Source organism: Thalassotalea sp. PS06, from assembly GCF_007197775.1.
In the GTDB taxonomy this organism is placed as follows: Bacteria; Pseudomonadota; Gammaproteobacteria; order Enterobacterales; family Alteromonadaceae; genus Thalassotalea_A.
On sequence record NZ_CP041638.1, the window covers coordinates 1,913,526 to 1,938,306 of the forward strand.

A 24,781-nucleotide genomic window follows, 5' to 3' on the forward strand; every position below is an offset into this window, starting at 1 on the left:
CATAACTACTCCGCCCAAAAAACGTCGATGGTTTTTGACTGGTGATGTAAAAATGCGCGAATAGGCATTTTCATGCTGTCTTGACTTGCTATTGCCTGATCCAAAACGGTCATTTTATTTTCACCTACCAGGTGAAGATAAAGATGAGAAGCCTGAATCAATGCGTTAAAATTAAAGCTGATGCGTTCAAATGGTGCAGTGCCTGGCACGACTTTTAATAAACCAGGTTGAGCATTAACGTCCAGCCCTTCGCTAATTTCTTCGCTGCACGGGAATAAAGACGCGGTATGCCCATCTTCACCCATTCCCAGAATCACAATATCCAAAGGTAAAACATTGCCAGCGGCAGATTTATTTAACGTTTGCACGGCTTGTTCTGTGAGATCGCCAGGAAGTTTTAATTCGAACAAAGACGCCTTGGCAGCTTTGTTTCTCAAAAGGTTTTCAGACAACAAGCGAGTATTTGAATTACTGTCTTGAAAATCTACCCAACGTTCATCAGCAAGGGTTACGGTTACCTTTTCCCAGGCGATATCCTGATTTGATAACGCCGCAAAAAAGCCCTTTGGTGTACTGCCACCAGAAAAGGCAATGGAAGCTTTGCCGTTTCTTTCCACTAGGGCTTGCAATTGACCTGCAACCTGTTCAGCAAAAGCCTGATCCAGGTCTGCTCTGCTGTTAAAAATTTGTTTGTTGTACATTATTCGTCCCAATTACGATCGTCACGTGCGATTAACGCGATAGAGGCTACCGGTCCCCATGAACCAGCAGCATAGGATTTTGGTAATTCATTGGTAGCGCCCCATGCTTCCATGATGCCGTCAACCCATTTCCACGCCTGTTCCACTTCATCCCGACGAATAAACAATGACTGGTTACCATCAATAGCGGTAAGCAATAAACGCTCGTAGGCATCAATGACCCGGGTGTTTTCGTTGATTTCAGAGAAACTCAAATCCAGTTTTGTTTCCTTGATCTCAATTTCATTAGAGATACCCGGAATTTTGTTCATAACCGTAAGCTCAACACCTTCATCCGGCTGCAAACGGATTGTCAGCTTATTCGCCGGTAACTGCGCGTAACTATGAGAGAAAATATTATGAGGTTGGTGTTTAAAGTAAATCACTACCTCTGAATGTTTGCGCGGCATACGTTTACCGGTACGCAGGTAAAATGGAACACCAGCCCAGCGCCAGTTATCAATTTCGGCTTTAATGGCAACGAAGGTTTCAGTGGTGCTTGCTTTGTTAGCACCCTCTTCTTCAAGATAACCCGGTACTTCTTTACCGTTCAGATAACCTTTCGCATACTGCCCACGTACCGCTTTTTCATGAATATTAGCTCGGGTAATAGGACGCAGTGCCTTTAATACTTTTAGCTTTTCATCACGGATGCTCTCTGCACTCAGATCCGTCGGTGGCTCCATCGCTAACAAGGATAAAATCTGTAGCAAGTGGTTTTGCACCATATCTCGCATCTGCCCGGTTTCGTCATAAAAACCCCAGCGTCCCTCTATACCAACGCTTTCAGCAACGGTAATTTGTACATGATCGATACAGTTATGATCCCAGTTGGTCGAGAACAAGGAGTTTGCAAAACGAAGGGATAACAGGTTCAGAACAGTTTCTTTACCAAGATAGTGGTCGATACGGTAAATCTGGCTTTCATTAAAGAAACGGTTAACCTGATCATTGATAACCTGAGAGGACTCCAAATCGTGTCCAATAGGTTTTTCCATAACGACACGGGCATAGTCATTAGCTAAACCATGGGCATGCAGGCCTTCGCATATCATACCGTATATTGCAGGCGGTGTTGCCAGGTAATATAGCGTGTTGGCTTCGTCTTTTAGCGTATTTTTTAAACTCTCGTAACCAGCCTGGTCAGAAAAATCTAATTTTAAATAAGTAAAACGAGCAGTAAATCGTTGAACAACCTCATCGGTAATTTCATTACCAATAAAGGTGGCGAGGTTTTCGGCAACAAATTGTTGGAACTCTGGGTTGTCATATTGGTTACGAGCGACACCGATTATCTTCAGGTCGTCATGGAGAAGGTTTTCAGATTCAAGATGATACAGGGCCGCGAACAGTTTACGGCGAGACAAATCGCCTGCGGCGCCAAAGAGTACAATTTGTTCTGCAGATTGCAGATTGTTGTGAGCCATATGGTACTACTCTCTTCAGACAATGAAAAAAAATTACATTTACCGTTAATTTAAACTGAAGTCAGCCCAAGGTAAAGTAAAATTGTAATTAAATTACAGAGATATTCCCGCTGGAATTCCCCTTAAAAACGGTTTTATTCATGTCAAATGGCAATATTATCAGCGAGTGAAACGAATAAACGCCTGTAATACGGTCTAAAAAACAATCAAATTATGAAATAAATTTACATAAATACTGTTATCTTCTGTTAAAATAATTTACAGTAACAGCAATTCAACATGAGGCTTGTTATGAATATATTAGAAAAAATCACTAATGAATTTGATTCTTTCAGTAAATCAGAACGAAAAGTTGCCGAAGTAATTTTAGCATCTCCTGCGACAGTAATTCACGCCAGTATTGCGTCACTAGCCAAACAGGCAAATATCAGCGAACCCACAGTCAATCGTTTCTGCAGACGTTTAGATACCAAAGGTTACCCGGATTTCAAACTGCACTTAGCACAAAGTCTGGCTAACGGAACACCGTATGTAAACCGTCATGTTGATGAGAATGATTCTGCTGAAGAGTATACAACAAAGATCTTCGAATCGACATTGGCGAACCTTGAAATGGCTCGTAAAAGTTTAGATGCCAATCTGATCAACCGAGCAGTAGATGTCCTTACCCAAGCCCGAAAAATATCTTTCTTCGGATTGGGAGCATCAGCAATTGTTGCCCACGATGCCCAAAACAAATTTTTCCGGTTCAATGTACCAGTGGTCTACTTTGATGACATATTGATGCAACGTATGAGCAGTATTAATAGCTCGCAAGGTGACGTGGTGGTGGTCATTTCCCATACCGGTCGTACCAAGCCTTTGGTTGAAGTTGCCAACATTGCCCGGGAAAATGATGCTACAGTTATTGGTATTACCGATGCCGGCTCGCCGTTAGCGAAAGAGTGTAATATCGTGTTGTCCCCTACCGTAGCAGAAGATACAGACCTATATATGCCAATGGCTTCTCGAATCGCACAATTGGCACTTATCGATATTCTCGCCACAGGTTTTACCCTGCGCCGAGGTTCCAAGTTCAGAGATAACCTGAAAAAAGTTAAAGACAGTTTACGTAGTTCCCGTTTTGAACGGAAAGAGTAATTTTTCAAGAAAAGGTTTAGACTTCATGCCCAGAAGAACCAAAATCGTTGCCACCCTCGGACCGGCAACTGACGATATTAATGTTTTACGCGAAGTGATCAAAGCCGGTGTTAATGTAGTTCGTCTGAACTTCTCTCACGGTGCTCCAGAAGATCATATCAATCGAGCCAATATGGTTCGTCAAATCGCTGAAGAATTGGGAACCTATGTTGCCATTCTCGGTGACCTTCAAGGTCCAAAAATTCGTATCTCTACTTTCAAAGACGGCCCTATAACTCTGGCCATTGGCGATAAATTCATCCTTGATGCGAACCTTGGTAAAGGCGAAGGTACTAAGGAATCTGTAGGTATCGACTATAAAGAACTTCCCCAAGACGTAAAGTCTGGCGACGTTTTGTTACTTGATGATGGTCGAGTGCAACTTAAGGTTGAAAAAAGCGAGGATGGTCGAGTACACACAGTGACAACCGTAGGCGGTCCTTTATCAAACAATAAAGGTATCAACCGTAAAGGAGGCGGTCTTTCAGCAGCCGCGCTAACCGACAAAGATAAAGAAGATATTAAACTAGCTGCGAAGCTAGATGCAGATTTCCTGGCGGTTTCATTTCCACGCGATGCTGCAGATATGCGTGAAGCTCGCTTACTTGCTAACGAAGCCGATTGTAATGCTCGCCTGGTTGCTAAAATTGAACGTGCCGAAGCCGTAAACGATAACGATGTTCTTGACGATATCATCCTGGCTTCCGACGTCGTTATGGTTGCCCGTGGTGATTTAGGCGTTGAGATTGGTGACGCCGAGCTTGTTGGTAAACAAAAGCACATTATTGCTCGTTCGCGTCAGCTAAACCGTATCGTAATTACCGCTACGCAAATGATGGAAACCATGATTTCCCAGCCGATGCCAACCCGTGCGGAAGTAATGGACGTTGCTAATGCCGTTCTTGATGGTACCGATGCGGTAATGTTGAGTGCTGAAACCGCTGCGGGTAAATATCCGGTAGAAACGGTGAAAGCGATGGCTGAAGTTTGCTTAGGCGCTGAGAAACAGCGTTCGGTAAACATCTCCAAGCACCGCGTAGAAATGATGTTTGATGAAGTATCTGAGACTATCGCCCTTTCGGCGATGTACGCGGCAAACCACCTAAAAGGTGTAAAGGCGATTATTTCCCTTACCGAATCCGGTCAGACATCGAAAATCATGTCACGTATTACCTCAGGCCTACCGATTTACTCGTTATCACGTCACCTTAAGACGTTGAACAAATCGGCGATTTATCGAGGTGTATACCCAATTCACTTTGATTCTACCGAGAGTAATAACGACACCCTGTCTAAAGATGTTTTAGCGGCGGTTGAAGAGCATTCAGAGCTAAAAACCGGCGACTTAGTTATCTTTACTCATGGTGATATGATGGAAACGGTTGGTGCGACAAACACCATGAAGATCCTGACAATCAAGTAAATTTACGTTGCTGTTAATGAAAAGCCAGCTTTATGCTGGCTTTTTTTATGGCATCTCCTTAAGCTAGGTTAACAATCGTATAATCGGATCGCCAGTTGAACCATCATGAACAAAAGTAACGATACTAATGTCAAAAAAATTGGCTTGTTAACCAGTGGTGGTGACGCGCCAGGTATGAATGCCGCTATTCGCAGCACAACCTTGTATGCCCTACACCACGGCATTAAGGTTATCGGATTTGAACATGGTTACAATGGATTGATCAATAACGAATGGATTAAGCTGGATGAACCTAAAGTCAGAGATATTATCACTCGCGGTGGAACGATTTTAAAAAGTGCCCGCTGTGAGGAGTTTAAAACTCCGGAGGGCATGCAAAAAGCGGCGAGAAATCTCAAACAGCTGGATATCGATGCCTTGATTGTGATCGGCGGTGATGGTTCGTTTTCGGGTATGGTCAAATTTAAGCAGTTTTATCATGGCCAGCTTATTGGTATACCAGGAACTATTGATAACGATATCGATGGCACCGATCACACTATCGGCTTTGCAACTGCAGTCGATACCGCGGTAAATGCAATAGACAAAATTCGTGATACTGCCGATGCATTCGAGCGGATTTTTGTTGTTGAAGTAATGGGTAGAAAAAGTGGTTTTTTAGCGTTGAATGTTGGCGTTGCCTGTGCCGCTGAACACATCATTACTTTCGAAAATTTTTCCAATCCGGGTATTGAGCTGCAACACATAGCCGCGAAAATTAAACGGATAAAGGAACATCGAGGGAAATGCAGCCACCTTATTGTCAGTGCGGAAAACCTGTATCCGGGCGGTGCCAATCAATTAGCAAGCGATCTTGGTGATTATGCCGCGATAGAGTGCATTCCCTGCATCCTTGGATACATTCAACGCGGTGGTGACCCGGTGGCGAAAGATCGGATTTTAGCAACACACATGGGGGCCCATGCCATCGAGCAACTGCTGCTTGGTAAAACCGATATAATGATTGGCATTGAAGGTCAGTTTTGCCGTGAAGTCGCGCTTACCGAAAGTATTGAACACCACAAAGGCGTCAATGAACATCTACTGGCGATACAGGAAAGTCTCCAGGATCTGCACTGAAACATGGCTGTCAGTGGTTTTAGTTAAGAACTGCCTGTTTTACCCGATCTTTATAGCTGCGAGATACTTTCAATTCTTTGCTGTTGGTTAGTATCAGATAGTATTCGCCATTGACCTGATTACCAAATTTATCGATATATCGTTTATTTACCATAGCGGAGCGGTGAGTTCGAATGAATACCCTAGGATCAAGCAACAATTCCAGTTCCTTCATGGTCTTTCTGAGGATGTGTGTTTTTTCCATGGTATGCACACACATGTAATCGCCAGCGGCATCAATCCAGATAATATCTTTAGTCGGTACTAGTGTCGTTTCTCCAACATCCTTAATGGCTAAAACGTCAGAGTAACTGCTGGTTGATACTGGTTTATCGTCTTCAAGTTGGTCGATAATCGCCTGGCTATCGTTACCGGTTACCGCACTGACAACTTCGATTAATCGTTGTTTATGGAAATCGGCTTTTTGTTGCAGCACATAGGCTTCAACACGATCTATCGTTTGTGACAGTCGTTCATGATCAACAGGCTTCAATAAATAATCCAGCGCGTGGATGTCAAAAGCCTGAACCGCGTAGTGATCAAAAGCCGTGACAAAAACCACAATAGGCATATCCACACTATCATTTAACAACTGCCGAACCACATCAAATCCACTGACTTCAGGCATCTGAATATCAAGAAAGACCAGGTCAGGTGCTTTTGTTTTAATGGTTTCTATCGCATCCTTACCACTAGCGCATTGGCCAATAATATCGATATTATCAAAGCCAGCCAAACGAACCGCTAAGCCTTTTCGGGCCAACGGTTCATCATCAACGATCAGGGTGGATAATTTACTCATTAATTCTCGGTTTGAAATGGAATTCTAATATTAATTTTTACACCGCTTGTAATATTATCGCTGACAACCAGAGAATAATCCTGATACAGGGTAGCTAATCGTTCACGGGTATTGGCCAGGCCGACGCCATTTTCTCGATACAGATTACCATCGATAATCTCGGCTCCAGGACCATTATCATTAATCTCAAGTTGCAAATCATTGGCAAATCGGCTTACCTTCAGGCCTATAGTACCACCCTCTTCGCGGGCAGCAATAGCATATTTGATTGCGTTTTCCGCTAACGGCTGAAGTATCATTGAGGGGACTAGTGCATTCTGACAGTTGTTTTGAATTTCAAACTTAATTTGCAGCTTATCTTCAAAACGCACTTTCTCGATATCAAGATACAGCTTTAGCGCCGTCAATTCCTGGGAAACCGTTACCTTTTTCATCGGATCCTTATCCAATGAATAACGCAGGAATTCACTGAGTTTGGTTACCATCGCATTTGCGGTTTTATTTTCGTTGATCAGAATCAATGTTGAAATGGCATTCAGGGTATTAAACAAAAAATGTGGGTTTAACTGGTAGCGAAGCATCTTCAGCTGCGCTTCATTTGCCATATTATTAGCATTGAGCACCTTTTCGCGCTCTTGTTGCAGCATCTGATAATACTTAATGCCGAAATACAATCCGCTCCAGGCCAGCATGATGTAGAAAGACCAAACACTATATTGAGTATATAACAACCAGAAATCTGGCTGATAACCGTGCTTATAGAGCTCCCAATAAGTAATGTTATTAACGACTTGCCAAACAACACCGGCAACATAAGACGAAATTAACACCACTACAGCAATCTTCAGGGGTGATAAATTCCAGGCCTTTTGATAGATATACCGAAGGGGCAAAGAGATTAAGGCTCCGGCATAAGCTCGAAATAAAATCACCCAGACGAAAACGTCTCGTAAATCATGAAGCAATGAACCAAGGTAGTGTACTAAGGCAAAGCCTACCCAGCCACTGATGTGGAGAACCCAGAAAAAGCGGTTTCTGTCTTCAATTAAATGCTGCCAGTTCAAAATATTTCCAATATGTTGAGTTTTTTCCTTCCATTGTTTGAAAGTATCCCCCAAAGCAAGCTAAAAAACCCTGTAACTTACCTTAAGATAAAGGATATTTATCGCAAATAAAGGAAGTTGCAGGGAGTTTTTAATGGTGTGAGTTTTAAATATCGAGAACTGGAGTTGGTTTACGATCGGCATCCAGTGCGACAAAACTAAAGGTTCCGGTTATCGCGTGGTGCTTATTATCTTCGTACATGTTTTCCAGGTAGATATCGACTTTTACTTTCAAACTGGTGTTACCGACTTTAATTACTTCGGCCACCAGCTCACAAAAGCTTCCTGAGGGAATCGCTTCTTTAAAATCAATTCTATCTGTTGAAATGGTTACCAGGGGTTTACGGCAAAAACGGGTAGCGGCTACGAAGGCGATATCATCCATCCATGCCATCGCCTGCCCCCCAAATAAGGTGTTATGATGATTGGTGTAACCTGGGAATACCGTTTTGGTCTGATAGCTTTTTGATTGCGCCATACGCTCGGCGATCAATTTTTCACGTTCTGTCAATGTACATCCTTGCCCAGTTAAACCGCTAACATCGGGCCAAGCGGTTTACCACCAAGTAGGTGCATATGAATATGATACACTTCCTGGCCACCATGCTGGTTACAATTAAAAATCAATCGATAGCCATCATCAGCAATCCCCTCTTCTACTGCCAATTTTTTAGCAACGACTACCATTCTACCCAGGGTTAGCTCATGCTCGGATTCGACATCGTTAATGGTTGGGATAAGAATATTCGGGACAATTAAGATGTGGCTTGGAGCACGAGGTGAAATATCTCGAAAAGCCGTGACGAGCTCGTCTTGGTAAAGTAGTTCAGTAGGGATTTCCTGACGGATAATTTTTGAAAAGATGGTTTCTTCAGCCATGTTCGCTCCAAAGCTTGGCAAAATACACATATCGCACTTTCATGCGAGTGAAAGTATGCGAGGCTCAACTAAAGTAACCTATTATAGCGGCTTAACTTTTTGCGTTAAACGTTAATTTACTGCGGTTGACTGAAATGTGGCTAGCATGGCATCTACCAATTCTTGTATCCGTGCCTGTTTCTCTTCAACCGGAATGTTTTCTTTTACCGCTTCAGAAACCTGGCTGCGCCATACCGATTTTTTCAATTTAGGGTCAATCATATCGATAATCAACGTACCTTCAACGTACTGCTTTACATCAATATCATTGACCGGGCCACCATAGTTGTATCCACCATAATAAGGGCCGCAACTCCAACAACTGTAGAACGAGGTATTGTATGAACGAATACGAGTCTTATCTTTTGTCACTACCTGATAACGAACCTGGATATCAGCATTTTCCACCGGTTGCGAAGCCAGTCCTTTGTTTTCTAAATTGACGTTGATAGCGCGAATAATGCGGTCATTATCAAGATCGCTTAAATGTACATTAAACTGCTGATTATCGGTTTCGTTCATCGGCTCCATGGCATCGAGCACGACAAAGCTTTGAATTCCAGAAAAATTATATTCGGGGTTGTAATCGATATCAGGTTTATAACTGCTGGCACAACCACTAAGCAAAACAACCAGCCCAAACAAAAATAAACGTTTCATAGCTGCTTCCTTCTATAGCATCATAGTATTAATAATATGTGGCATTTGCCAAGAATAAAACTAAATACCGTAAACGAGAGAACAAATTACTAATAATTTACACAGACCGGAAGAAATCGCAGTTGATTCGAGTAATTTATATGATTTTTTAGGGGATAAGGAAATTGGAGCGGCTAACGAGACTCGAACTCGTGACATTCACGTTGGCAACGTGATGCTCTACCAACTGAGCTACAGCCGCATAAAGAGAGTCTGGATTAAATTGGAGCGGCTAACGAGACTCGAACTCGTGACATTCACGTTGGCAACGTGATGCTCTACCAACTGAGCTACAGCCGCATAATCCTTTCATTGAAATGGTACCCGGGGCCGGACTTGAACCGGCACGTCCGTTAAGACGAGGGATTTTAAATCCCTTGTGTCTACCAATTCCACCACCCGGGCATATAATGCCTGACTCGTTTCAATGAAATCAGAAAGAGAATTGGAGCGGCTAACGAGACTCGAACTCGTGACATTCACGTTGGCAACGTGATGCTCTACCAACTGAGCTACAGCCGCTTCACATGCATGGCTTAAAGAATTGGAGCGGCTAACGAGACTCGAACTCGTGACATTCACGTTGGCAACGTGATGCTCTACCAACTGAGCTACAGCCGCATATCTTTAAGTTTACACTTAATTTCGTTTACATCCCAAATTGAGAAGAAATGGTACCCGGGGCCGGACTTGAACCGGCACGTCCGTTAAGACGAGGGATTTTAAATCCCTTGTGTCTACCAATTCCACCACCCGGGCAGAATGGAGGCGGGTCCCGGAGTCGAACCGAGGTCCACGGATTTGCAATCCGCTGCATAGCCACTCTGCCAACCCGCCTTTTCATCAACAAGTTGGTGATGTAATTCCATGAAATATTGGAGCGGCTAACGAGACTCGAACTCGTGACATTCACGTTGGCAACGTGATGCTCTACCAACTGAGCTACAGCCGCTTTCCAGTGTTGACTCCCTGTCAACGGATGTGCATTCTACATCGAATTTATTATGAGTCAACAGTTAAATTTCATTTTTGTGCTGACTGGTTAAATAACAGCTAAAGTGCTGATTTTTTAACTCAAGAATGCATTTATTGCTTATTTAATCGCTAATTTTTGCCGGTCAATTCTGGCCATGAAGCTTTAAGATATTGAAACATGGAAATAAAGGCGAAAAAAGTTGCCATGGCATAGAATGCCCATGCCGCCCACATCACAATGAATGCAGGTACATCAAACAAGATTAACGGAATTGGATAATCCGGTTTCCAGATCAGCCCCATTAATGCCAACATCTGGCAGGCGGTTTTCCATTTGCCTAATGAAGATACAGCTACATTTTCACGTTTACCTAAATCAGCCATAAATTCACGAAGTGACGAAATAACTATTTCACGGCTAATCATGATTAACGCCGGTACGGTTACCCACCATACCTGGTACTCAGCAACGATTAACACCAAAGCTACGGTTACCATCAGCTTATCAGCGACCGGATCAATAAACGCACCAAACTTACTGGATTGTTTTAATCGTCGTGCCAGATAGCCGTCTAGGGCATCGCTGATAGAAGCAAGCCAGAAAACGAATGCGGCACCAAAATGCGACCAGGAGACGGGAAGATAAAACACGATAATAAATACCGGGATGAGAATGATACGAAATAACGTAATTTGGTTAGGAATAGTCCACATAATTCTTATTAATCAATATTTTTTCACTATTTTACATATTCGAGATCAGTTGTCATGCAGACTGGCAAAAATATTTTTCGCCAGTTCTAAACTAACACCGGGCACTTTGGCTAATTCTTCGACACTTGCTTTTTTTACTTCCTGGAGTCCACCAAGATACTTAAGCATAGCCTGTCTGCGTTTAGGTCCAATACCTGGAATATCTTCCAGACTGGATTTCTTGCTTACCTTCGCCCTTTTCGCTCGATGTCCAGCGATAGCAAAACGGTGAGATTCATCGCGAATATGTTGCACTAAATGTAATGCCGAAGAAGTAGGCTCGAGCGAAATTAACTGATGCGAGCCTGCCATTATCAGGGTTTCTAACCCTGGTTTTCGAGACTCACCTTTAGCAACCCCAACCAATAAAGGTGTTTTTGATAAATCCAAATCGTTAAAGAACTGCTCTGCTCTGCCCAACTGCCCTTTACCACCATCAATAAAGACGATATCCGGATATTTGTCTTCAGCGGTCAGTTTCCCATAGCGTTTGTTCAACGCAAAAGACATGGCTGCATAATCATCCCCTGGCGTAATACCTACCACATTGTAGCGACGATAATCGCTCTTCAGCGGTCCTTCAGTATTAAATACCACACATGAGGCAATCGTCTGTTGTCCCATCGTATGGCTGATATCAAAACACTCGATCCTCTCGATTGGCGTTGGTAAATCAAACAGTTTGTTAAGCTGGTCAAATCTAGCCTGCATTGACTCTTTATGAGAGTTCTTTACTCTAAGCGCCGTTTCTGCATTGGTCGATGCTAATGCAAGATACTTTTTACGTTCCGTACGGACATTACTTAGCAACTTAACTTCATGACCGACTTGCTGTGACAACAGGCTTTGTAATTGTTGTTTGCCATCAAAAGCCATGGGTAAAACAATTTCCCTAGCTATATTAGCCTGCTCTACGCCCTGCCCTAAATAACTCTGGGTTATAAAGGCTTCGATAATATCAGCGTCTTCGGTTTCAGCCGGAATGCTGGGGAAATAACTCTTGCTACCCAGGATTTTTTGGTCACGGATAAATAACTGATGTATACATGCCTGATTTTTAAGTCGATAAAAACCAAGGACATCAAGTTCTGCAGTCATACCGGAAACAAACTGTTGTTGTTGAACTTTGCGCAAGGTTGCAATTTGATCGCGATAACTGGCCGCTTGTTCAAAATGCAGGTTTTCACTCGCGACCTCCATTTTACTGACCAGATTTTCAATCACCTGGTCATTTTTTCCTCGCAGAAACAGTTTTGCTAATTTTACCTGCTCCGTGTACTCGTCATCACTTACCTTACCAACACAGGGCGCTGAACAGCGTTTTAGCTGGTATTGCAGGCAGGGGCGAGAGCGAGCGCGATAATAACTATCCTCACATTGCCGAATCGGAAACAATCGCTGCATTAAACGCAGGCTTTCCCATACAGCCCCTGCACTTGGAAATGGTCCGAAATAATCGCCTTTTATTTTCTTACCACCGCGATGAGCTCCAAGTTTTGGATGGCGATGATCGGTTATCAAAATATAAGGATAGGATTTATCATCCCGAAGTAAGATGTTGTACTTGGGCTGGTACTTCTTAATGTAATTATTTTCAAGGATCAGTGCCTCACCCTCGGTGTGAGTCACGGTTACGTCGATGGCTCTGATTTGCGCGACCAGAGCTCTGGTTTTCGTGGAACCGACATCTTTTCGAAAATAACTGCTCAGGCGTTTCTTTAAGTTTTTCGCTTTGCCCACGTATATCACAGTCGATTGACTATCATACATACGATATACACCGCTTTGCTCCGTGGTTACCTTTAAAAACGCCTTATAGTCGAATAGCTCCTCGGCGCTCATGAATTATAAAGCTTCACTGCTTACCAAACCGTAACGAATAGCCAAATGCGTCAACTCAACGTCATTACTGACAGAAAGCTTTTCGAACATTCGGTAACGGTAACTGTTGATAGTTTTACTACTTAGGCTTAACTGCTCGGAAATATCTGTTACTTTTTCGCCACGGGTGATCATCAACATAATTTGCAGCTCACGCTCAGACAGCGCGTTAAATGGGTTTTCGTTATCTGCATCAAATTGACTTAACGCCATTTTCTGGGCGATAGATGCAGGCAAGTACCGCTGACCAGCATTTACGGCTTTAATGGCCTGAACCATCTCATTGCACCCTGCGTTTTTCGATAAAAAGCCGCTGGCGCCAATTTGCATTACTTTTGTTGGATAAGGATCTTCTACGTGAACCGTTAAAATAATAATTTTGCAATCCGGCGCATAACGCAGGATTTTTTTTGTCGCTTCCAGTCCACCGATACCTGGCATGTTCATATCCATCAGTATCACGTCTGGTTCAATTTGCCGACAAAACTGCACGGCTTCCTCGCCAGTGGCAACTTCAGAGATCACCTTAATACCTTTTACATCCTCGAGAATTCGACGGATACCAGTCCGTACTAAATCGTGATCGTCAACCAATAACACCTTTATCAAGGTCTTCTCCTTAGAATTTGATAATTAACCCTTCACTTGCATTGACAGCCCTGTGCCAACGACAAGATTAACCGTTCCGACATCGCCGGGCATTATAAATTATTTTTCTGTAACCACTTACTTAACAAACCGATTTGACCGTTTTTATATGCGGCATAGGTCAGGCGCAAAGCATTAGTCAAAATTTTACTGTCCGTCCATTGCGTTTGTTCACTGATCAGCTGATAACATTGAAGCGCTTCATCATTAAGATAACCGCGTACCTCTTTTTTACCAAGATCCTTTTGTCTTTCCCGGTATCGCTTTTGCTTTTCGGCATTCGTTAAGGGTTGTTTCCGTGTTGGGGCTTCAGTATTTGATAGTTGTTCTAGCGCTTTCTCTAAATCGTCCATAGTCACCGCCAATGTTGATAACTGTTATTTTTACCACATGGTTACGCATAACCTACAAAAAAGCAACAAAACGAATATTTTTGTTGTCTAGCGTACGCCTGTTCGCTAAAGTAGCCACAAGTTTAGTGTACACGTGTACGCCGAGGTCGGAGGAGTTGTTTATTTAACCAGATTAGATAACCACCAACTTTCTTCTTCTTTCCATATTTTCGTAACATTTAGGGGTTTTAAAAAACAGCTATGGGAAAACAACAATCGTTTGATAAAGCAGAATTAATCAAGGCCGGCACCGGCGAAATGTTCGGTGAGGAAAATTCCAAACTTCCTTCTGACAACATGCTTATGGTCGATCGCATCATTTCTATGAATGACGATGGCGGCGAATTTGGTAAAGGCGAAATTATTGCTGAGTTAGACATCAATCCAGATTTATGGTTCTTTGATTGTCACTTTAAGGGCGACCCGGTAATGCCTGGTTGTTTAGGTCTGGATGCTATGTGGCAGTTGGTTGGATTTTATCTTGCCTGGTCTGGTGGCCCTGGTCGTGGTCGCGCTTTAGGTGTAGGTGAAGTTAAGTTTACTGGCCAAATTTTACCTACCGCTAAAAAAGTAACATACAAAATCGTTATGAAGCGCGTTATCAAGCGTAGCTTGTTTATGGGTATCGCTGACGGCATTGTCGAAGTGGATGGTCGCGAGATATACAAAGCAACGGATCTTAAAGTTGGTTTGTTTACCGATACTTCAAAGTTCTAAGATTCGATTTTGAATCTTCCACAAAAAAGGAGAGCTAAGCTCTCCTTTTTATTTGCCTTTCGCCATTCTTATCTACGACGACGGAATAACGTCAGCAACACAAGGCCCGCAACCAAGAACGGGTTAAAACCAGCGCCCTTACGCTCTACTTTTTCTTCATCGGTGCCACACTCTTCAATTTCACCCTCGATTGGACGAAGGTATACGGCACGGAAAACATCTTCCATCTGTAGTTCGCCATTGGCATTGTAGAAAAGTTCACCTTTGGCATCGCGTTGCGGTTGCTTCATCAAAGCCGTAGCAACAATTTCATTTTGATTGTTAATATCACGTGCTTCGATAATGGTGTATTCAGAATCACAGCTTAACAAATCGTTGATATCGATAAACTCTTCAGTACGAATATTATACATAAAACCATGGCGGCGACGACGGTTGCTTGCACTGTCGTTAAAGTTCTCGTATTCACCTTCACCAACAATGATGTCATTGTCGTTAATAGCAAAACCTATGCTACCTGAGCCAGGGAAGAAATCGTCAACCATTTGGGTTTCGATATTATCCTGGTTGGTATCCGCATAAAATACCTTGGTTCTTGCTTTACCATTTACATAACCATACATATAACCGGTCATAATGCCATTGTTATTGATCGCCGTACCACGGGATTCAAAGAAGTCATCCCTGTCGGTAAATTCAATAACCTGACCATTTTTAAATACTGCAGCATAGAAACCAAAACGTTCTGTTTCTGATGGTTCGGTTTCATCAGCATCAATCCAGGCAGCCGTGCTACCTACCGCAACGCCGTTATCATTAATCGCAGTTGCAATACTGGTAATTGAAGTACGGGTATCTTCAGGGTTACGGTTGTCATCAACAGCGGTGCCTAATAATTCAGGTTCACCGATAATTTGCCCCTGAGAGTCGAGGTTCCAGCGAACAGCGCGCTGTTCGTAGATAGTCGATTTCTGAACAAAAATACAATACTCTTGAGGTTGATCCAGTCGCTCTTCACCTTCGAGAATACATTTTTCTTCAAGGTCGGTAACTTCGTCTTGGTCCAGACTTACTGAGCTCGAACCAACCACCTGGCCCACATTATTGATATCAAAAATTTGCGAGATACCACCATAGGTGGACTCGATCGGCTCTAATCCTATAGCGTCGCCACCATTAATGCTAATAAATCCACGTGTCGAGAATTCACTTACCCAGTAGGTAATTTCTTCATCATCTTTATCAATATATGGCTCAAGTGGCAGCACCGGTGCTGATGCGGTACCGAATATCCAACCATTGTCAGTGATTCCATTTGGCGTCTCAGCGGTAGAACGTGTTAGCTGACCAGTTTCTTCAAATGGCTGATCAAATATGGTGATCGGAGCATAATTTACACCATCAAACTTTAACACCGTACTGTCACCGACATTTTGATAGATAGCCGGGCTGCGTCCACGTAACCATTGAGTAGCCCACCATAGAGCATTAGCATCGGGATTACCGGCTTTTAAGTCTTCAAGCTGGCTATCGGTGATTTCGGTAAAGTCGCGTAAGTCTTCTGCTCTCTCCTCGGAAAGGTCCTGAATTTCTTCAAAATCTTCGTCGGTAAGGTTTTGATACTGAATCGGGAAATTGTAAGAACCATTACCGAAAATTACGGCTTCACCATTGTTGTTCTGCTTTAAACCAAAGGTGTTTTTAACCGTATCGACTAATCCCAGATCGATTACTTCATAGGTCGCAGCCTGCGCCTGATGAGACATTAACGCAGAAGTCACCCCTAAGGTGATCAAGGATTTACATAAGGTATTCATTAACTACTCTTCTCTTGAAATTCTTCTAATTCTTGCCAACGCTCATAAGCTTGCTCTAACGCGGTTTCCTGCGTTTGCAAGGTATCGAGAATTGGCTGGGTAATGGAACTGTCCTGGTTGAAAAAATCAGCGCTGTTAATTTGCGATTGTAATTCTTCTACCTCACCTTCCAGCTTTTCTATCAGTGCTGGTAAAGCTTCGAGCTCGCGTTTGTCCTTGTATGATAGCTTGTTAGAGCTTTTCTTAACCGGACTAGTTTTTACTTTAGTATTGGCTTTGATGTCAAATTGTTTATTTTGTTCCGCTTTATCAGCCAAATATTTTTCAACATCGGAATATCCACCAAAAATTTGGTTGATTGTACCACTACCGTCGAAATAAAGGCATGAATTCACACAATTATTAACAAAATCCCGGTCGTGACTTACTAAAAGCACAGTGCCAGGGTAATCGTTAACGACCATTTCCAACAATTCCAACGTTTCGATATCCAAATCATTGGTCGGCTCATCGAGAATCAATAAGTTACTTGGTTTTAGAAATAATTTGGCAAGTAGCAAGCGATTTCGCTCACCACCTGATAAGGCTCTGACCGGGGTTCTGGCACGTTTGGGACTGAACAAAAAGTCCTGCAAGTAACCCCGAACATGACGAGTACGTCCATTTACGGTGATTTCCTGCTTGCCTTCCGCGACCGCATCCTGAACGGTTTGGTTAACATCCAATTGCATTCGATGCTGATCAAAATAGGCAATTTCGAGGTTAACACCCAGGCGCATTTTTCCTTGAGTGTTTTCAAGTTGACCGGTGATTAATTTAAGTAATGTCGATTTACCGGTGCCGTTCGCCCCTATCAGGGCCAGCTTTTCGCCTCGGCTTATCAACAAATCAAGGTCGCGAATAATGGTTTTATCACCAAAACTAACGCCAATACCCTGACCTTCAAACACCAGTTTGCCACTGTTATCACCTTTGGCAAATGTCATTTGGCTTTGTTGCTTAAGATCCCTGCGTTGTTTGCGCTCAACCCTAAGTTTCTCTAACGCTCTTACCCTTCCCTCATTACGGGTTCGTCGGGCTTTAATACCTTGTCTAATCCAGGTTTCTTCTTCTGCTAAGCGTTTATCAAACAACTGATTTTGTTGCTGTTCTACGTGTAAATCATGTTCTTTCATATCCAGGTATTTGTCATAATCACCGGGATAGCTGGTAAGGGTACCGCGATCCAGATCGACAATACGGGTAGCCATTGAACGGATAAACGCCCTGTCATGACTGATAAAGATGATGGTGCCGTTAAAACCTTTTAAGAAATTTTCAAGCCAAAGAACACTATCGATATCCAAATGGTTCGTTGGTTCGTCGAGTAACAAAACATCAGGATTTTTAACCAATGCCTGAGCCAGGGCAATTTTTCTTAACCAACCACCAGATAAAGAACTCACCTTATCATCGGCGTTTAACGCCAACTTACTTAGCACCTGTTCAATGCGCTGTTCATCTTGCCAGGCATTATTCTTTTCTAAACGAGACTGAATTTCGGTTAATTTTTCAAGGTTACTTTCTGAAGGGTTTTGAGCAATCATGGCGGCGAGAGCATGGTATTCTCGGATTAGTTCGCCATTGGCTTTTAAGCCTTCAGCCACGTAATCAAAAATACTTTGTTCGGATGTTTGAGGCGGATCCTGGGCAAGCATTGCCACAGTGATCTCATTAGAGAACACTAGTTGACCATCATCAAGTAACTGATCCTGATTAATGATCTTTAATAATGAAGATTTACCTGCGCCATTGCGACCGACCAGACATACCCGTTCTCCGGTTTTAATTCGAAGTTCAGTGTTAGCAAGGATTTTTTCGTCACCGAAAGCCAGTTCGGCATTGGTTATTCTAATTATTTCCATTAATAAACTCGTTCAACTGCTGCAAATCGAAGGGCCAACCAAGAACTTGCTGTTGGCCTTCAACTTCAATGACGGGAATGGTCAGTTTATAGCGCTCAAGCCACAACGGATCATCAATAATATCTCGATACACGAGCTCATCATTTTCTATCAGTGGGCTTTGTTGACAAAGCTCCATCGCCATTTCGCACAGATGACAGCCCTCTGTGCCGTATAAATAAATCGTTTTCAAATCGATACCTAATCGCGGGTAATTATCCAGCTGTTATGGATATGCTTATTACGCTTAAAATCCATATCTCTGCTTTGCTCAGTAATTTCCCTGGCAGTAAAGCCAAGTTCCTGAAGCGCGTCAAAGTCCATTTTAAAGTGGCGTTTGTTATTGGTAAATATCAGTTCACCGCCGGCAGCGACCGCTTTCATCCCTAGTCGTAACAAATCTACATGATCCCGCTGAACATCAAAGGTCTTATCCATACGCTTTGAATTAGAAAACGTAGGTGGGTCGATAAACACCAGATCATAGGTTTGCGTGTTATTTTCTAACCACTGCAAACAGTCCGATTGCACAAACTGATATTTATGAGAACGCAAACCATTAAGCTCGAAGTTATCCTGAGCCCAATCAAGGTAGGTGTGGGACATATCCACGGTTGTCACTTCACTAGCACCATGAAGCGCTGCCTGCAGCGAAACCGAGCCAGTATAAGCAAATAGGTTTAACAGTGTTTTACCCTTTGCTTTTTTGGCAACAATCTGCCGCGTTTTACGATGATCCAAAAACAAACCCGTATCCAGATAATCCCACAGATTAACTTTTAATTTTGCTTGATATTCATGAACAACCATAGAGCGATCGGTTTTACTCAAACTTTGATACTGGCTCTTACCCTTTTTCTTTTCCCGGGTTTTTAACGACACTTTATCTGGCGCAACGCCCATAACCTGTGGAGCCCAGAAAATAACTTCCTGCAATCGAGCTGATGTCTTTGATTCTTCGATATTCTTGGGGGCCGCGTATTCCTGAATCACCAGGTGGTCATCATATACATCGACCGCTACATTGTATTCTGGAATATCCGCATCATAGATTCGATAGCAATTAACATCGTTTTGCTTGAGCCAGCCTTTCATGCCTTTAATATTCTTTTTCAGGCGATTAGCAAAAGCACTTGGCTGACTGGCGTCGATGTTTTGCCCGGTCCCGCGCTCTGCTTGCTCTTCACTAATATCATAAAGCGCAAACACGCAATCTAACGGACCATTTTTAAACTTATAGCGCTTGTGGCTGGCAAGCTTTAATAACTTTAACGTTTCAGGATTAGCTGTAATAATGGCCACTTGCCAGTTTACAAAGTCCTGCTTTAAGCGCTGCCCCAATTTAGTAAAAGTGGCGACTAATTCTGGTAACGAGCCAATTCGCTCGCCATATGGTGGATTGAAGATAATCTGTCCCGGTGCTTTAAATGGATTCTTCAACGCTTCTGCATTGCCAACTTTAAATTCGATGAAGTCCGATAATCCCGCACTACGGGCATTGGCTTTGGCAGTTTTAAGCACACGCTCATCCATATCAAAGCCGTGAACTTTGATGGTTAATTGCTCCAACTTTTGTTCATTTAACTGAATTTCTTTTTCAAGAATCGATTTCCACATAGACTGATCGTGCCCCAGCCAAAAATCAAATCCCCAGAATTCCCGGTTAGCACCTGGAGCGAGATCTGCAGCCATCGCGATAGCTTCTATTAAGATCGTTCCTGATCCACACATAGGGTCGATAAGGGGTCTGCTGGTATCTTCTAGCCAACCACTGCGAACAATCAGGGCAGCGGCCAGGTTTTCCTTCATCGGTGCAGAACCTGTATTTTGACGATAACCGCGGTTAAACAAAGAGCGACCTGAGAAATCCAGGTAAAAATGTACCTGGTTTTTCAATAATCGCGCTTGAATACGGATATCTGGTCGCGATTTTTCAACGTTGGGTCGCTCTAAACCTGCATCACGGAATTTATCGACAATCGCATCTTTAACCGTAAGGCCACCAAATTGCGAATCGCGAATGGCCTTATTTTTACCGACAAAATCAACAGCAAACAATGCATCACTGTTAAATTGTTCGTGCCAGTTAATGTCTATAGCTGCGTTATACAGGTCATCTTTGCTATTAACACCGACCGGTTCCGATAATTGCATAAGTACCCGACTCGCCATCCGGGTTTTTAATACGATTTGATAGGCATTGGCTAAATCGGTTTGAAAATATACGCCTTCAGGCTTTTGCACTACCTGCTGACCACCTAATTGGGTGATTTCTTCAGCCAGTACCGATTCAATACCAAAAGACGTTAACGCTAAAAAGTTTTGCATAATAAAATTCGCGGGAGATCAATGGCGTGGATTATAAACAAAGACGGGGTTTTTGTCCTGATAGAATCTATATTTACAGCCGTTACGAGTAATTTTTGTTCGACATGTTCGATAAGTATGCAAGTTTACAATTTGTTTAAAAAAATATGTGGTTTGTGCTTGCATAACGTTCTAGCAATCCTTATAGTACGCATCGTTTTCGGACGCGGGATGGAGCAGCCTGGTAGCTCGTCGGGCTCATAACCCGAAGGTCGTCAGTTCAAATCTGGCTCCCGCAACCAATTTTCTTTCATAAATGAATGTGCGAGAAAGTGTAGGAATTCTGAGATAGTGGATTAAATAACTGACTCGTCAGTTCGCTAATTCAAAGATCAGTGTTCACATAAGCAATTTTCTTTTGAAAGGAAAATCAGTATACTGAAAACACATTACAGGCGCGGGATGGAGCAGCCTGGTAGCTCGTCGGGCTCATAACCCGAAGGTCGTCAGTTCAAATCTGGCTCCCGCAACCAATTTTCTTTTTTAAGAAAGTGCAGGAAATCTGAGATAGTGGATTAAACAACTGACTCGTCAGTTCGCTAATTCCAAGATCGGGGCTCCCGAAACCAATTTTCTTTTTTAAGAAAGTGCAGGAAATCTGAGATAGTGGATTAAACAACTGACTCGTCAGTTCGCTAATGCCAAGATCGGGGCTCCCGCAACCAATTCTTCCAAGCAATACGAAGTAAAACTATTGTGGCTCGTTTATCAATCGATAAACCATTCGGACGCGGGATGGAGCAGCCTGGTAGCTCGTCGGGCTCATAACCCGAAGGTCGTCGGTTCAAATCCGGCTCCCGCAACCAATTTTCTTTGCAAAAAGAACTTCCAAACAAAATGAAGTAAAACTATTGTGGCTCGTTTATCAATCGATAAACCATTCGGACGCGGGATGGAGCAGCCTGGTAGCTCGTCGGGCTCATAACCCGAAGGTCGTCAGTTCAAATCTGGCTCCCGCAACCAATTCTTCTATTGAAATACACCAAGCACATTCTCAGAAGAAAGTGATTTAAACAACTGACTCGTCAGTTCACTAATTCAAAGATCGGGCTCCCGCAACCAATTCCTCTTGTCAAATACACCAAGCACATTCTCAGAAGAAAGTGATTTAAACAACTGACTCGTCAGTTCACTAATTCAAAGATCGGGCTCCCGCAACCAATTCCTCTTGTCAAATACACCAAGCACATTCTCAGAAGAAAGTGATTTAAACAACTGACTCGTCAGTTCACTAATTCAAAGATCGGGCTCCCGCAACCAATTCCTCTTATCAAATACACCAAGCACATTCTCAGAAGAAAGTGATTTAAACAACTGACTCGTCAGTTCACTAATTCAAAGATCGGGCTCCCGCAACCAATTCCTCTTATCAAATACACCAAGCAAATTCCCACACGAAAATGAATTTAAACAACTGTCTCGTCAGTTCGCCATTTCAGTCTAGAGCTATTTACTTTGGATTTATTGCTTGTTTTCGAACATCAGGTTTGAGAAAGTGCCAACAAAATCTTGAGAGGAAATTTAAATGACCATACCTGCAGGAAAGTATCAACACTACAAGGGCGCTTTTTATGAAGTGATGCACGTGGCCAGACATAGTGAAACCGAAGAAGAGCACGTAGTTTACCGAACTTTATATGGAGATATGAGCGTGTGGATCCGCCCTCTTTCGATGTTTATTGAAGAGGTAGAGGTGGATGGCGCAATGCAACCTCGTTTTAAAAAGGTCTAATGGCGTTAAAATTTCTAAGCATATTCAAAAATGCCGAAGAAGATTGCTTCGGCATTTCACTAACAACAGACTTTCATCCGATTGAAAAATGATTGATATCCCTGGGGTGGGTTGATTCTACTTCTACCGCTTCGACCTCTGCTTCCTCTGGTCCTTGCTCTAGCCATTTAATCATTTTCTGAGCATTTTCCTCGGTGCCGCACACCATAACTTCCACACTGCCATCTTCCTGATTATGGGCATAACCGCTAAGTCCTAAATCTATGGCCATATTTTGTGCAGCTGCTCGAAAATAAACGCCTTGAACAAGGCCCGTAACGGTCGCTACATAGCAAACTTTCATATCTGTACCTTTGTTATTTGTTATTTTCGCCCGATTGCGTCCGTACACCTTTTTAGGGAATTAAATGAAACCGTCATTTAACTCTGAGAAAAGGCATAATTCGTTGTTTACCTAGCTGCCATTGCTTACAATCAGTACTCTTTTACTCAATTATGAATATAGTATGTCTGCAAGAGTTTTGTTAAACCCGGGTAGAGAAAAATCTCTTTTACGTCGTCACCCGTGGATATTTTCAAAAGCTATTAAAAAAGTTATTGGCAAACCGGTTTTAGGAGAAACCGTCGATGTCTTTGACAGTCAGGGAAAATGGTTAGCAAAAGGTGCGTTTTCACCAAATTCTCAGATCCGCATCCGCGTCTGGAGCTTCATTCAGAAGGAGGAGGTAAACGGCCAATTCTTCCTCGATAAAATAAAATCTGCGCAAAACCTTAGACAACATACAATAGCCGAGGCCAACCTTACCGGCTATCGCTTGGTGGCCGGTGAATCAGACGGTTTACCTGGCGTAACCATTGATGTCTATGAAAATATTATCAGTTGTCAGTTACTCAGTGCCGGCGCAGAATACAATCGTCATCTCATCATCAATGCTCTGGAAACCTTATATCCTGAGCATAGTATTTACGATCGCAGCGATGTCGAAGTTCGTAAGAAAGAAGGTTTAGAGCTCACTCGCGGTTGGATCAAAGCGCCTTCTGACAACTCTCCTGTCGCGACTATTCAAGAACACGATGTAAAAATTGAAGTTAACGTAGAAACCGGTCACAAAACCGGCTTTTATCTCGACCAAAGAGATTCAAGGAGAGCTGCAGGTCGATATGCAAAGGGTAAATCTATACTCAATTGTTTTTCTTATACCGGTACATTTTCTTTGCATTGCGCCAAACATGGTGCAAAAAAAGTGGTTAACGTCGACGTTTCTGACACAGCTATCGAGTTAAGCAAGAAAAACCTGCAACTTAATGATATCTCTGAGGAACAGGTTGAGCATGTTCAGGCTGACGTATTTAAACTTTTAAGAAAATATCGGGAACAGGGAACACGCTTTGATATGGTGATCCTCGACCCGCCCAAGTTTGCCGAATCCAAAGCACAATTAAATGGTGCTTGCCGAGGGTATAAAGATATCAACATGCTGGCCATGCAGCTGTTAAAGCCTAATGGCATTCTGCTGACATTTTCATGTTCTGGATTAATGGAAGCGAGCTTATTTCAAAAAGTCGTTGCTGACGCTGCGGTTGATGCCAAACGTCAGGCACGTATTATCGAGCGATTGCAACAAGCCAGCGATCACCCTATCGCGACCAATTTCCCTGAAGGTTACTATCTGAAGGGTTTGATTTGCCAGGTTGATTAATTAAGCTGACTAAATTTGCGACTTATTAAGACTCTGCGAATTAAGCCAAATTATTGGAAATTAATGGCAATCAGAAATCTCTGATTGCCCTGCTCCTGACAACGAATTACCGTTCCCCGGTTGAGACAAATCGCCAGCTCAGAATGGATATCAAAATCATTGCTGATTTTAACCTCGGTTCCAACAGCAACCGCGTGTGGCAACTCAACGGCCAGTCCACCATCACTAACATCAATACAAAAGCCATTAACTGCCACTTCATCTTCGTGCTCTTTAACGACCAGCTGAAGTGGCTGATTCACGAAATTTCGGTAGTTCGTTCGCTTTTCACTGGACTGATTCATAAGGGCATTGGCTACATTAGGCTAATTGATCATATCCCTTTTATAGAGTTCAGCGTATGCTTT

Annotated in this window: 23 protein-coding genes and 12 tRNA genes; 10 read left to right on the top strand and 25 right to left on the bottom strand. The window is 42.9% G+C overall.

Annotated elements, in window-relative coordinates:
* Positions 1 to 5 precede the first annotated feature (5 nt).
* Both pgl and zwf read right to left on the bottom strand, forming a co-directional pair.
* Entirely contained in the window at positions 6 to 701 is a 696-nt protein-coding gene (pgl, locus tag FNC98_RS08485) for a 6-phosphogluconolactonase (protein WP_143580826.1), read from the bottom strand.
* The gene (gene zwf, locus FNC98_RS08490) at positions 701 to 2,167 is read right to left on the bottom strand and encodes a glucose-6-phosphate dehydrogenase (RefSeq protein ID WP_143580827.1); all 1,467 of its coding nucleotides are present in this window, start codon (positions 2,165 to 2,167) and stop codon (positions 701 to 703) included. Before zwf ends, pgl begins: the two co-directional genes overlap by 1 nt.
* Before the next feature lie 291 nt (positions 2,168 to 2,458).
* Here zwf and FNC98_RS08495 point away from each other — a divergent pair, with 291 nt between their 5' ends.
* The 3 genes from FNC98_RS08495 (at position 2,459) to FNC98_RS08505 (ending at position 5,888) form a co-directional block, all read left to right on the top strand.
* On the top strand, positions 2,459 to 3,307 hold the full coding sequence (locus FNC98_RS08495) for a MurR/RpiR family transcriptional regulator (RefSeq protein ID WP_143580828.1): 849 nt from the start codon (positions 2,459 to 2,461) through the stop codon (positions 3,305 to 3,307).
* 25 nt (positions 3,308 to 3,332) lie between these two features.
* Complete coding sequence (gene pyk / locus FNC98_RS08500) at positions 3,333 to 4,769, top strand: pyruvate kinase (RefSeq protein WP_143580829.1); 1,437 nt, start codon at positions 3,333 to 3,335, stop codon at positions 4,767 to 4,769.
* A 105-nt stretch (positions 4,770 to 4,874) separates the two neighbouring features.
* The gene (locus FNC98_RS08505; RefSeq protein ID WP_143580830.1) at positions 4,875 to 5,888 is read left to right on the top strand and encodes a 6-phosphofructokinase; all 1,014 of its coding nucleotides are present in this window, start codon (positions 4,875 to 4,877) and stop codon (positions 5,886 to 5,888) included.
* 19 nt (positions 5,889 to 5,907) lie between these two features.
* Here FNC98_RS08505 and FNC98_RS08510 read toward each other — a convergent pair whose 3' ends face one another.
* From FNC98_RS08510 to FNC98_RS08590, 17 genes are all read right to left on the bottom strand, one after another.
* Complete coding sequence (locus tag FNC98_RS08510) at positions 5,908 to 6,729, bottom strand: LytR/AlgR family response regulator transcription factor (protein ID WP_143580831.1); 822 nt, start codon at positions 6,727 to 6,729, stop codon at positions 5,908 to 5,910.
* Positions 6,729 to 7,793: a sensor histidine kinase gene (locus FNC98_RS08515; protein WP_143580832.1), complete on the bottom strand. Its 1,065-nt coding sequence runs from the start codon at positions 7,791 to 7,793 to the stop codon at positions 6,729 to 6,731. Before FNC98_RS08515 ends, FNC98_RS08510 begins: the two co-directional genes overlap by 1 nt.
* Before the next feature lie 145 nt (positions 7,794 to 7,938).
* Positions 7,939 to 8,310 carry an acyl-CoA thioesterase gene (locus FNC98_RS08520; protein WP_144035515.1) on the bottom strand — a complete coding sequence of 124 codons (372 nt, stop codon included), beginning with the start codon at positions 8,308 to 8,310 and terminating at the stop codon, positions 7,939 to 7,941.
* A 50-nt stretch (positions 8,311 to 8,360) separates the two neighbouring features.
* Positions 8,361 to 8,711, bottom strand: coding sequence for a purine nucleoside phosphoramidase (gene hinT, locus FNC98_RS08525; RefSeq protein ID WP_143580833.1), 351 nt, complete (start codon positions 8,709 to 8,711; stop codon positions 8,361 to 8,363).
* Between the two features lie 111 nt (positions 8,712 to 8,822).
* Positions 8,823 to 9,410, bottom strand: a complete 588-nt coding sequence (locus tag FNC98_RS08530) for a DUF4136 domain-containing protein (protein ID WP_143580834.1) — start codon at positions 9,408 to 9,410, stop codon at positions 8,823 to 8,825.
* Positions 9,411 to 9,575: 165 nt separating this feature from the next.
* Positions 9,576 to 9,651, bottom strand: a tRNA-Gly gene (locus FNC98_RS08535).
* A 22-nt stretch (positions 9,652 to 9,673) separates the two neighbouring features.
* Positions 9,674 to 9,749 (bottom strand) — tRNA-Gly (locus tag FNC98_RS08540).
* Between the two features lie 18 nt (positions 9,750 to 9,767).
* Positions 9,768 to 9,854: transfer RNA gene (locus FNC98_RS08545), tRNA-Leu, on the bottom strand.
* Between the two features lie 41 nt (positions 9,855 to 9,895).
* Positions 9,896 to 9,971: transfer RNA gene (locus FNC98_RS08550), tRNA-Gly, on the bottom strand.
* Positions 9,972 to 9,994: 23 nt separating this feature from the next.
* Positions 9,995 to 10,070 (bottom strand) — tRNA-Gly (locus FNC98_RS08555).
* A gap of 51 nt (positions 10,071 to 10,121) precedes the next feature.
* Positions 10,122 to 10,208, bottom strand: a tRNA-Leu gene (locus FNC98_RS08560).
* A 4-nt stretch (positions 10,209 to 10,212) separates the two neighbouring features.
* Positions 10,213 to 10,286 (bottom strand) — tRNA-Cys (locus tag FNC98_RS08565).
* A gap of 39 nt (positions 10,287 to 10,325) precedes the next feature.
* Positions 10,326 to 10,401, bottom strand: a tRNA-Gly gene (locus FNC98_RS08570).
* 152 nt (positions 10,402 to 10,553) lie between these two features.
* Positions 10,554 to 11,138: a CDP-diacylglycerol--glycerol-3-phosphate 3-phosphatidyltransferase gene (gene pgsA, locus FNC98_RS08575; RefSeq protein ID WP_143580835.1), complete on the bottom strand. Its 585-nt coding sequence runs from the start codon at positions 11,136 to 11,138 to the stop codon at positions 10,554 to 10,556.
* A 45-nt stretch (positions 11,139 to 11,183) separates the two neighbouring features.
* On the bottom strand, positions 11,184 to 13,019 hold the full coding sequence (gene uvrC / locus FNC98_RS08580; RefSeq protein ID WP_143580836.1) for an excinuclease ABC subunit UvrC: 1,836 nt from the start codon (positions 13,017 to 13,019) through the stop codon (positions 11,184 to 11,186).
* Positions 13,020 to 13,022: 3 nt separating this feature from the next.
* A complete protein-coding gene (gene uvrY, locus FNC98_RS08585) occupies positions 13,023 to 13,667 on the bottom strand; it encodes a UvrY/SirA/GacA family response regulator transcription factor (RefSeq protein WP_143580837.1) in 645 nt (214 codons plus the stop codon).
* A 92-nt stretch (positions 13,668 to 13,759) separates the two neighbouring features.
* Positions 13,760 to 14,059, bottom strand: a complete 300-nt coding sequence (locus FNC98_RS08590) for a hypothetical protein (RefSeq protein WP_143580838.1) — start codon at positions 14,057 to 14,059, stop codon at positions 13,760 to 13,762.
* Between the two features lie 240 nt (positions 14,060 to 14,299).
* Here FNC98_RS08590 and fabA point away from each other — a divergent pair, with 240 nt between their 5' ends.
* Positions 14,300 to 14,815, top strand: coding sequence for a bifunctional 3-hydroxydecanoyl-ACP dehydratase/trans-2-decenoyl-ACP isomerase (gene fabA, locus FNC98_RS08595; RefSeq protein WP_143580839.1), 516 nt, complete (start codon positions 14,300 to 14,302; stop codon positions 14,813 to 14,815).
* 68 nt (positions 14,816 to 14,883) lie between these two features.
* Here the strand turns inward: fabA and FNC98_RS08600 are convergent, their stop codons facing one another.
* The 4 genes from FNC98_RS08600 to rlmKL are packed head-to-tail and all read right to left on the bottom strand — an operon-like array spanning position 14,884 to position 20,903.
* Positions 14,884 to 16,632, bottom strand: coding sequence for a DUF3466 family protein (locus FNC98_RS08600; protein ID WP_143580840.1), 1,749 nt, complete (start codon positions 16,630 to 16,632; stop codon positions 14,884 to 14,886).
* Entirely contained in the window at positions 16,632 to 18,536 is a 1,905-nt protein-coding gene (locus FNC98_RS08605; RefSeq protein ID WP_143580841.1) for an ABC transporter ATP-binding protein, read from the bottom strand. The genes FNC98_RS08600 and FNC98_RS08605 overlap by 1 nt, the downstream gene beginning before the upstream one ends.
* Entirely contained in the window at positions 18,523 to 18,768 is a 246-nt protein-coding gene (locus tag FNC98_RS08610; RefSeq protein WP_143580842.1) for a glutaredoxin family protein, read from the bottom strand. Before FNC98_RS08610 ends, FNC98_RS08605 begins: the two co-directional genes overlap by 14 nt.
* A gap of 8 nt (positions 18,769 to 18,776) precedes the next feature.
* Entirely contained in the window at positions 18,777 to 20,903 is a 2,127-nt protein-coding gene (gene rlmKL, locus FNC98_RS08615) for a bifunctional 23S rRNA (guanine(2069)-N(7))-methyltransferase RlmK/23S rRNA (guanine(2445)-N(2))-methyltransferase RlmL (protein WP_143580843.1), read from the bottom strand.
* Between the two features lie 204 nt (positions 20,904 to 21,107).
* On the opposite strand from rlmKL, the gene FNC98_RS08620 reads away from it, so the two are divergent.
* From FNC98_RS08620 to FNC98_RS08640, 5 genes are all read left to right on the top strand, one after another.
* A tRNA-Met gene (locus FNC98_RS08620) sits at positions 21,108 to 21,184 on the top strand.
* 154 nt (positions 21,185 to 21,338) lie between these two features.
* A tRNA-Met gene (locus FNC98_RS08625) sits at positions 21,339 to 21,415 on the top strand.
* 256 nt (positions 21,416 to 21,671) lie between these two features.
* Positions 21,672 to 21,748, top strand: a tRNA-Met gene (locus tag FNC98_RS08630).
* 80 nt (positions 21,749 to 21,828) lie between these two features.
* Positions 21,829 to 21,905, top strand: a tRNA-Met gene (locus FNC98_RS08635).
* A 562-nt stretch (positions 21,906 to 22,467) separates the two neighbouring features.
* The gene (locus FNC98_RS08640; protein WP_143580844.1) at positions 22,468 to 22,674 is read left to right on the top strand and encodes a DUF1653 domain-containing protein; all 207 of its coding nucleotides are present in this window, start codon (positions 22,468 to 22,470) and stop codon (positions 22,672 to 22,674) included.
* Positions 22,675 to 22,747: 73 nt separating this feature from the next.
* Here the strand turns inward: FNC98_RS08640 and FNC98_RS08645 are convergent, their stop codons facing one another.
* Complete coding sequence (locus FNC98_RS08645; RefSeq protein ID WP_143580845.1) at positions 22,748 to 23,017, bottom strand: acylphosphatase; 270 nt, start codon at positions 23,015 to 23,017, stop codon at positions 22,748 to 22,750.
* A 163-nt stretch (positions 23,018 to 23,180) separates the two neighbouring features.
* Between FNC98_RS08645 and FNC98_RS08650 the strand changes: the two genes are divergently transcribed.
* Positions 23,181 to 24,374 carry a class I SAM-dependent methyltransferase gene (locus FNC98_RS08650; RefSeq protein ID WP_143580846.1) on the top strand — a complete coding sequence of 398 codons (1,194 nt, stop codon included), beginning with the start codon at positions 23,181 to 23,183 and terminating at the stop codon, positions 24,372 to 24,374.
* A gap of 50 nt (positions 24,375 to 24,424) precedes the next feature.
* Here FNC98_RS08650 and FNC98_RS08655 read toward each other — a convergent pair whose 3' ends face one another.
* On the bottom strand, positions 24,425 to 24,718 hold the full coding sequence (locus FNC98_RS08655; RefSeq protein WP_143580847.1) for a PilZ domain-containing protein: 294 nt from the start codon (positions 24,716 to 24,718) through the stop codon (positions 24,425 to 24,427).
* Positions 24,719 to 24,781: the final 63 nt, after the last annotated feature.